Here is an 8,270-nt window from a genome sequence, read left to right on the forward strand (position 1 = left end):
CGCCCGGTTACATTTCGAACCCGGAAGCTAAGCCTTTCAGCGCCGATGGTACTGCAGGGGGGACCCTGTGGGAGAGTAGGACACCGCCGAACAATCTTTAGCCTCAACCCCCAGGCCTTGCCTGGGGGTTGAGGCATTTCTGCGTTCTGGATCAGTAGGATCCCCGGCATGTGCATATCGACAGGTCCGGCCGAGTTCTCTGGAACCACCCTCTATGCCGGTCGCCGACAGCACCCCGAGCACGGACTCATCCACGTCGTCGGATACCAGAACACGGCGGTCAACCTCGTCGATGGGCCGAACGCGATGCTGCTGCACCTGCCGACGCAGGGGGTGGGGCCGGAGCACTTCCTCCCGGTCAGGGACCGGGACCGCGACGTCCTCCATCGCATGGTCGTCGCGGTGCAGCTGCTGTCCGAAGACGGAGCGGCGGTCATGGACTGGATGGAGGCTCCCCCAGCACCCGCAGTCCAGGTTTTCGAGCACGATGTGTACACGGTGCTGCTCGCCGCGGACCCGACGCTCATTCCCGAGGCACTCGGCCGGGTGCCCCGGCACAAGCGGCCGAACCTCGAACCGGGACTCTTCGCCTTCTACGCCGAGCACTTCCCCGCCCACACCATCGCGCTGTGCTGCTTCGACAACGCCCAGGCCCAGCAGGCCAAGCCGTTGCTGCTGTGGTACGAGCCCCATGACCCCGACGAGCTCGTCCTTCCCGCGCTGGACTGCCACACGGGCCGGGCGCCGGACCTGGATGCCGAGGTCGAGGTCGATCACTGGGTCGTCTTCAGTACGGACGAGGCCCCGGACGACTGGGGTGCACCGGTCGACTACCAGGTCAGGACGAGGCGTCGGTTGCGCGAGTACCTCCCGGCCCTGGTCGTCGGCAAGCACTTCGAGGGCCGGCTTCCGAACGGGGACTTCGCGCTGTCACACGCCGACCTGCTCGCCGGCGACATGGGCGCCGTGCGCCGTCTGCGGCCCGCTTCCTAGTCTGTATCCATGCGCTATGACCTGGTCATCTTCGACAACGACGGGGTGCTCGTCGACAGCGAGCCGATCGCCAACACGATTCTCGCCGAGTATCTGACCGAGCTCGGCCACCCCACCTCGTACGAGGACTCGATACGGGACTACATGGGATCCGCCGTGCACCGGATCCACGACCTGGTCGGGGAGCGGACCGGGCAGCGGCTGCCTGCGGACTTCGACGACACTCTGCACGCGCGCACGTTCGCCGCGTTCGAGCGGGAGCTCCATGCCGTGCCGGGTGTTGGCGCGGTGCTGGAGAAGCTCGTGGCCGAACAGGTGCCGTTCTGCGTGGCCTCGTCGGGGAGTCATGAGCGGATCCGGGTCGGGCATCGCAGGACCGGGCTTGATGCCTGGTTCCGGGCCGGGAACATCTTCAGCGCTCAGGATGTGGGGCGGGGGAAGCCGGCACCGGATCTGTTCCTGTACGCGGCCGAGCGCATGGGCATCGCGCCCGGGCGGTGCGTCGTCGTGGAGGACAGCCCCCTCGGCGTGGCCGCCGCCCATGCGGCAGGGATGGATGTGTACGGGTTCACCGCGATGTCGTCGGCCGCCAAGCTCGGCGGGGCCAAGGGGTACTTCGGGGACATGGCGGAGCTGCCCGGAATGCTTGTGTGATCTGTCTACCCAGCGGTAGTTGAGCGGCTTACGCTGTGCGGCCATGACGATCGCTCACGCGCCGCTACGGCATGGCCGGGCTTCACTGGCACTCAGCTTCTGCGTGCAGGGTGTGACCTTCGCTCTGCTCGTGACCCGGATACCCGCCATCCAGGACCGGTACGGCATATCCGACGCGCTGCTGCCCGTCTTTCTGGCCGCCGTGCCCATCCTGGCCGGGGTGGGCAGCGTGGCCACGGAGAAGCTCGTGGCTCGTGTGCGGCCCGGGATCGTGCTGCGCTGGTCCCAGCCGGTCGTCCTGCTCGCCCTGTTGGGCGTGGGTGCCGGGACGGAGCTGTGGCACGTGGCCACCGCGCTGGGGGCGTTCGGCCTGGCCGTCGGGGCCCTGGACGCGTCCATGAACATGCTCGGGGTCAGCCTCCAACGGGAGTGCGGCCGCAGCATCATGCTCGGGTTCCATGCCGCGTACAGCCTGGGAGGCATCGCCGGGGCCTCGCTGGCCTGGGTCGGTGCGCACTGGGGGCTGCCGCTGGTGGTGTCGTATCTGCCGGTGGTGGCGGTGCTGCTGCCGACGGCACTCATCGCCAGCCGGTGGTACCGGGACGCGCGGGCCGATGGCGATCCCGGGCAGGGGGAGGCAGGGAACCGCAGCGGCACGGTCGTGGCCTTCGCGGCGCTGCTGCCGCTGTGCCTGGTGATGACCTTCGCGTACATCGGGGACTCGACCGTCTCCAACTGGAGCGCCAAGTACCTCCAGGACGTGCTGGGCAGCTCGGAGGAGCTGGCGACCGTTCCCTACAACGCCTACATGCTGACGACGCTGCTGGGGCGGGCCGTGGGGGATCTGGGCGTGCGGCGCTTCGGGGCGGTGGCTGTGGTGCGCTGCGGGGCGGTGCTGGCGGCCGGGGGCTTCGCCGTGGTCGCGGTGGCGCCCGGGGCGTGGACGGGGCTGGCCGGGTTCACGCTGCTCGGGCTCGGGCTGTGTGTGATCGTGCCGCAGACGTTCGCCGCCGCCGGAAGGCTGTTTCCGGGGGCCAGTGATGTGGCGGTCGCCCGGCTGAACGTCTTCAACTACGTGGGCTTCCTGATCGGCTCGCCTCTGGTCGGTGCGCTCGGGGACGCCTGGGACTACCGGGGCGCGATGCTCGTGCCGATGGTGCTGGTGCTCGTGACACTGGTGTACGCCCGCTCGTTCGCGCCTGAGCCCGACCGATACGGTGGCGTTCATGAGCGGCCGCGCACTGTTGATGTGGGACGAGGCGGTAACGAAGTATGACTTCGGATCCGGCCACCCGATGGATCCGGTACGGCTCGCACTGACCATGGGGTTGGTGCGGGCCTACGGTCTCGACCGTGCGGTCGATGTGGTGGCGGCCAAACCCGCGGGCCCGTCGACCCTGCGCCTCGTCCACCGCGAGGATTACGTGACGGCTGTGCGGACGGCGTCCCAGGACCCCCGGGCCGCCGATCAGGCCTACGGTCTGGGCACCATGGACGATCCGGCCTTCGCCGGGATGCACGAGGTGTCCGCGCTGATCGCGGGACAGTCCGTGGGGGCTGCCGAGGCGGTGTGGCGCGGGAAGGCCGCGCACGCCGTGAACTTCGCCGGTGGCCTCCATCACGCCATGCCGGGGTCGGCCTCCGGGTTCTGCATCTACAACGACGCCTCGCTCGCCATTGCCCGGCTGCTGGAGCTGGGGGCCGAGCGGGTCGCCTACGTGGATGTCGACGTGCACCACGGGGACGGGGTGCAGGCGACGTTCTGGGACGACCCCAGGGTGCTCACGGTCTCGCTGCACGAGCATCCGCGGATGCTCTTCCCGGGCACGGGCTGGCCCGAGGAGACGGGCGGGGAAGGGGCGGCCGAGGGGTCCGCCGTGAACCTGGCGCTTCCGGCCGGGACCGGCGACGAGGGCTGGCTGCGGGCGTTCCACGCGGTGGTGCCCGAGCTGGTGGCCGACTTCCGGCCGCAGGTGCTGGTGACCCAGCACGGGGCGGACACCCACTTCGAGGATCCGCTGGCGCACCTGGCCGTCTCACTGGACGCCCAGCGGCTCGTACAGGAGGCCTGCCACACCCTGGCCCACGAGTATGTCGAGGACGCGCGGTGGCTCGCGCTCGGCGGCGGCGGTTACGCGGTGGTGGATGTGGTGCCGCGGTCGTGGACGCATCTCGTGGGGATCGCGGCGCATGCTCCGGTGGATCCCGAGTCGGAAGTGCCGCAGGAGTGGCGCGACGAGGTCTATGCCCGGACACGGCAGTTGGGTCCTGGGCGGATGACGGACGGGCGCACGCCGGTGTGGCGTGAGTGGGAGAGCGGGTACGACCCCGCGGACCGGCTGGACCAGGCCGTGCTGGCGACGCGGCGGGCAGCGTTCCCGCGGCGGGGGCTGCTGGCATAGGGGCCGCTTCCGGGGCCGGGGTCGTGCCCGGTCCTGGAGCCCTGATGGCCGGGGCCCGGCCAAGGCAGTCGCGCGTTACGCCGACTGTGGGGATTTGCCCGGGATCCCGGGCGCTGTCCCGGGGCCTGCGGGAGCATCGGGGGGTGTTGAGCAGAGGAGCGCTCCGGGCGCATCTGTTAGCGGCGAGGCTCGCGGGTCCTGTGGCCACCTCCAGGGAGGAGAGTCTGCGCAGCTACCGGCTGTTCGCGGCACGGGATCCCCGCGTGACGCTCGGACTCGATCCCGAATGGGTATGGGATGAGCGGGATCTGATCGCACTGATGGCCGACAAGTGTGGTGTCTCGGACGACCCTGATGAGGTTTCCGGTCCGGATGTGATCGACCCCGAAAGGACGCTGAGCGGTCTCGATGCCTTCGCCGAGCGGCTGGCCGAGGCCGCCCGGGAGCGGGCGCCGGTGCTGTTCGGGACCGGGCATCCGCACCGTCTCCTCGGGTTCTACGTCGAACTGGCAGACGCTTTGTCGTCGGCGGGCTGTCCCGTACTCACACCCGCGCAGGGGCGATGTGTCGACATAACGACCCGGTTCGGGGTACGCACGTACAACCTCGACTACGTACGGGGAGTGGCGCTGGTGCGGGAACCGCAGGCGCGGGACGCCGACCGGAGGCTCGGTGCGCACACCCACTCACCCCTCCCGGTTCGGGTGGCTCTCGAGCATCTGGCGGAGGTCGGGGGGCCGCTTCCCGGGTTGGTCGTGGGCGACCACGGCTGGGTCTGCGGCGCAGGTCAGCTCGGGTTCGCCGCCATCGGGCTGGCGGACACCGATGATCCGGCGCTGTTCGTCGGGGAGGCCGAGGGGCGGATCGCGGTCGCCGTTCCGCTTGATGACGCTGTGCGGTCCGATTACTACCGACCGCTTACTCGCTATGTACTCAATCGAGCGTGTCTGTCACAGTAAACGGCCGATGGCTGCTCCTCTTCCCCACTCGCACCACCCGCCCCTAGTCTGTGGAGTGAGCGCACCGCGACGAAGAGTCACCGGAGGGGAAGCCGGTGGGCGTCGTGTGCGGAAGGTACAGGTGGGTCATGGCTGCTGGCGAAAGGCCTCTCAACGAGGTCAAGTTTCTGACCGTGGCGGAAGTCGCCTCGGTGATGAGGGTGTCGAAGATGACGGTGTACCGGCTGGTGCACAGCGGTCATCTGCCGGCCATCAGGGTGGGGAGGTCTTTCCGGGTGCCGGAGCAAGCGGTTCACGAGTATCTCCGCGAGTCCTTTGTGGGGGTCGAATCGGCCTGAGACGCCCCCTCGGTCACAAGCGCGGCGCTGGGGCCGGTAGGCTAGGCCGACGTAGGTCGTGTGGGCCCAGACGCCCCGCACCGAGTGAGAAGAAGTGAGCGAGGGTAGTCGTGGGCTCTGTTATCAAGAAGCGGCGCAAGCGGATGGCTAAGAAGAAGCACCGCAAGCTGCTCAAGCGCACGCGCGTGCAGCGTCGCAACAAGAAGTAAGCGACGGCTGTCCGTGTATTCGCGGCCCTTCCACCGACCTGGTGGGAGGGCCGCGGTGCGTTCGTGGCTCGTGTCGCGCTCCATGGTGTGCGCATACGTTCCGTGCCTGCGGTGTGCGTCCCGGTGCGCCGCTCGGCCCGCGGTGCGTCGTACGGCGTTGGGGGCAATGAGCCGTGAAGACTGGCTCGCGGTCATTACAGCGCAACATCAACCCGCTACGGTGACGCGTAGGGGAGAAGCGAACGGAAGGCGCTGATCTTGGGCAAGGTCGTGCTCGTCACCGGTGTGGCCCGGCAGCTTGGGGGCCGGTTCGTACGACGCATCCAGCGGGACCCCGAAGTCGATCGGGTGGTCGGCGTGGACGCGGTGACGCCCGAGCACCCTCTCGGCGGGGCCGACTTCGTCCGTGCGGACATCCGTCAGCCCGCGATAGCGCGGGTGCTCGCCGAGCACGGAGTCGACACGGTCGTCCATATGGACGTCACGGGGACGCCTCTGGGCTCCGGCGGCCGAGCCGTGGTCAAGGAGACCAATGTCATCGGCACCATGCAGTTGCTGGGTGCCTGCCAGAAGTCCCCGACCGTCAAGCGCCTGGTCGTGAAGTCCAGCACGAGCGTGTACGGCTCCGCGCCCCGGGACCCGGCGGTGTTCACGGAGACCACTCCGGCCAAGGCGCTGCCCAGCGGTGGCTTCGCCAAGGACGCCGTGGAGGTCGAGGGGTACGTCCGGGGCTTCGCCCGCCGCAGGCCGGACGTGGCGGTGTGCGTGCTGCGCTTCGCGAACATCCTCGGCCCCCGGGCCGACTCCCCGCTCGCCGACTACTTCTCGCTGCCCGTGCTGCCGACGGTCCTCGGATACGACCCGCGGCTCCAGTTCGTACACGAGGACGATGTCATCGAGGTGCTGAGGATCGCGTCCCACGAGCCGCGGCGAGGCACGCTCAACAGCGGCACCTTCAACATCGCGGGCGACGGCGTGCTGCTGCTGTCGCAGTGCTCGCGGCGGCTGGGGCGTCCCACGGTGCCCGTGCTGCTGCCGGCCGTCACCTGGGTCGGCTCGGCGCTGCGCACCGTCGGCGTCACCGACTTCTCCCCCGAGCAGATCCGACTGCTCACCCATGGCCGGGTGGTGAGCACCGTGCAGATGCGCGAGACGCTCGGCTTCACCCCCGCCTACACGACGGCGGAGGCCTTCGCGGAGTTCGCCGGCAGCCGGGCGCCCGGGCTGCTGCCGCCCGAGAACGTGGCCAGGGCCGTGGACCGGATTGCCGCGCTGCCGGTGGTGGCGGGCCGCACGGCCACGATGGACCCGGCCGCCCCGTAGTACCGGAGCCGGACCCCGTAGCGCCGGACGGCGCGCAGACAACCGGATAGCGCCAGATGAGGAGCGCAGTCAACGATGGCGGACGCCAAGGTCATTCCGTTCGACGACGACCGGTCACGCACGGGCGCGTCGCAACGCCCGGTGCGGCGGCGTCCCGGGGCAGGCCGGCGAAGGCCACCCGCTGAGGCGGTCCCGATGCGCGAGGTGCCGGCCGGGGCGGTGCCGGGGCAGTCGGAGGGAAAGCCCACGGTGGGAGCCGTCACAGGCGCGGCGGGAACCACAGGCTCGGTGAACGGCACCGCCGCCCCGGGCCCGGGAACGACAGCGGCGGGGCCGGGGACGGGCCGTAAGGGGGAGGCCCCGGTCGGCGGCCCCGGCGGCTGGGACCGCCGTATCGCGGGCGGACTGGCGTTTCTGCGGCGCAGGCTCACCGGGGACTACGAGGTCGACGAGTTCGGATACGACAAGGAACTCACCGACCAGGTGCTGATGTCGCTCGTACGGCCGCTGTACGAGAAGTACTTCCGGGTCGAGGTGAAGGGCATCGAGAACATCCCGTCGCACGGCGGGGCGCTGGTGGTGGCCAACCACTCCGGCACGCTGCCGCTCGACGGGCTGATGATGCAGGTCGCGGTGCACGACAACCACCCCGCGGACCGGCATCTGCGGCTGCTGGCCGCTGATCTGGTGTTCATGCTGCCGGTGATAAACGAACTGGCGCGCAAGGCCGGGCATACGCTGGCGTGCACGGAGGACGCGGAACGGCTGCTGCGGCAGGGCGAGGTCGTCGGGGTGATGCCCGAGGGGTTCAAGGGCATCGGGAAGCCCTTCAGCGACCGCTACAAGCTCCAGCGGTTCGGGCGGGGCGGTTTCGTCTCCACGGCGCTACGGGCGGGCGTGCCGATCGTGCCCTGCTCGATCGTCGGGGCGGAGGAGATCTACCCGATGATTGGCAACGCGAAGACGCTGGCACGACTGCTGGGTTTCCCGTACTTCCCGCTGACGCCCACCTTCCCCTGGCTGGGGCCGCTGGGAGCGGTGCCGCTGCCGACGAAGTGGACCATCCAGTTCGGGGAGCCGATCGCCACCGATGGCTATCCACCGGAGGCGGCGGAGGACCCGATGCTGATGTTCAACCTGACCGACCAGGTGCGGGAGCAGATCCAGCACACGCTCTACAAGCTGCTGGTGCAGCGCCGCTCCGTCTTCTTCTGAGTCTTCTTCCGACTCTTTCGGGGTCCTGGGACGAGACGCATACGAGTGAGGGGGTGAGGCCCATGGGCCGCACCCCCTCACACGGAAGCCGGTGGGGGGTTAGGGGGGGGGGGCGGGGTGCCGGCGCAGCCCCGGCCCCCGCCGCGGGGTGGTGTAAGTGGGGTTATAACAAAATGC

At 69.6% G+C, this 8,270-nt stretch carries 9 protein-coding genes and 1 rRNA gene; all 10 read left to right on the top strand.

The window, feature by feature from the left end:
* Positions 1-92 (top strand): 5S ribosomal RNA (gene rrf / locus ACFV6V_RS13975); the annotation flags it as partial.
* 76 nt (positions 93-168) lie between these two features.
* Positions 169-993, top strand: a complete 825-nt coding sequence (locus ACFV6V_RS13980; protein ID WP_385563752.1) for a hypothetical protein — start codon at positions 169-171, stop codon at positions 991-993.
* 9 nt (positions 994-1,002) lie between these two features.
* The gene (locus ACFV6V_RS13985) at positions 1,003-1,647 is read left to right on the top strand and encodes an HAD family hydrolase (RefSeq protein ID WP_385563755.1); all 645 of its coding nucleotides are present in this window, start codon (positions 1,003-1,005) and stop codon (positions 1,645-1,647) included.
* 49 nt (positions 1,648-1,696) lie between these two features.
* Positions 1,697-2,923 (top strand): MFS transporter, encoded by a 1,227-nt coding sequence (locus ACFV6V_RS13990; RefSeq protein ID WP_385564003.1) that lies wholly within the window; start codon positions 1,697-1,699, stop codon positions 2,921-2,923.
* The gene (locus ACFV6V_RS13995) at positions 2,874-4,049 is read left to right on the top strand and encodes an acetoin utilization protein AcuC (RefSeq protein WP_385563758.1); all 1,176 of its coding nucleotides are present in this window, start codon (positions 2,874-2,876) and stop codon (positions 4,047-4,049) included. The genes ACFV6V_RS13990 and ACFV6V_RS13995 overlap by 50 nt, the downstream gene beginning before the upstream one ends.
* A 143-nt stretch (positions 4,050-4,192) precedes the next feature.
* A complete protein-coding gene (locus ACFV6V_RS14000) occupies positions 4,193-5,008 on the top strand; it encodes a phosphatase (RefSeq protein ID WP_385563761.1) in 816 nt (271 codons plus the stop codon).
* A gap of 128 nt (positions 5,009-5,136) precedes the next feature.
* Positions 5,137-5,346, top strand: a complete 210-nt coding sequence (locus ACFV6V_RS14005; RefSeq protein ID WP_158687078.1) for a helix-turn-helix domain-containing protein — start codon at positions 5,137-5,139, stop codon at positions 5,344-5,346.
* Positions 5,347-5,456: 110 nt separating this feature from the next.
* Positions 5,457-5,555: a 30S ribosomal protein bS22 gene (locus tag ACFV6V_RS14010; protein WP_003948845.1), complete on the top strand. Its 99-nt coding sequence runs from the start codon at positions 5,457-5,459 to the stop codon at positions 5,553-5,555.
* 258 nt (positions 5,556-5,813) lie between these two features.
* Positions 5,814-6,878 carry an NAD-dependent epimerase/dehydratase family protein gene (locus tag ACFV6V_RS14015; RefSeq protein WP_385563764.1) on the top strand — a complete coding sequence of 355 codons (1,065 nt, stop codon included), beginning with the start codon at positions 5,814-5,816 and terminating at the stop codon, positions 6,876-6,878.
* 75 nt (positions 6,879-6,953) lie between these two features.
* Positions 6,954-8,093 (top strand): lysophospholipid acyltransferase family protein, encoded by a 1,140-nt coding sequence (locus ACFV6V_RS14020; RefSeq protein WP_385563767.1) that lies wholly within the window; start codon positions 6,954-6,956, stop codon positions 8,091-8,093.
* Positions 8,094-8,270: the final 177 nt, after the last annotated feature.

It is taken from the genome of Streptomyces sp. NPDC059828, from assembly GCF_042731955.1.
GTDB lineage: Bacteria > Actinomycetota > Actinomycetes > Streptomycetales > Streptomycetaceae > Streptomyces.

Excerpts from the sequence above, each read along its gene's own strand:
- ACFV6V_RS14005 (WP_158687078.1), top strand. The coding sequence starts at position 5,137 with ATGGCTGCTGGCGAAAGGCCTCTCAACGAGGTCAAGTTTCTGACCGTG.
- ACFV6V_RS14020 (WP_385563767.1), top strand. The coding sequence starts at position 6,954 with ATGGCGGACGCCAAGGTCATTCCGTTCGACGACGACCGGTCACGCACG.
- ACFV6V_RS13985 (WP_385563755.1), top strand. The coding sequence starts at position 1,003 with ATGCGCTATGACCTGGTCATCTTCGACAACGACGGGGTGCTCGTCGAC.
- ACFV6V_RS13980 (WP_385563752.1), top strand. The coding sequence starts at position 169 with ATGTGCATATCGACAGGTCCGGCCGAGTTCTCTGGAACCACCCTCTAT.
- ACFV6V_RS13995 (WP_385563758.1), top strand. The coding sequence starts at position 2,874 with ATGAGCGGCCGCGCACTGTTGATGTGGGACGAGGCGGTAACGAAGTAT.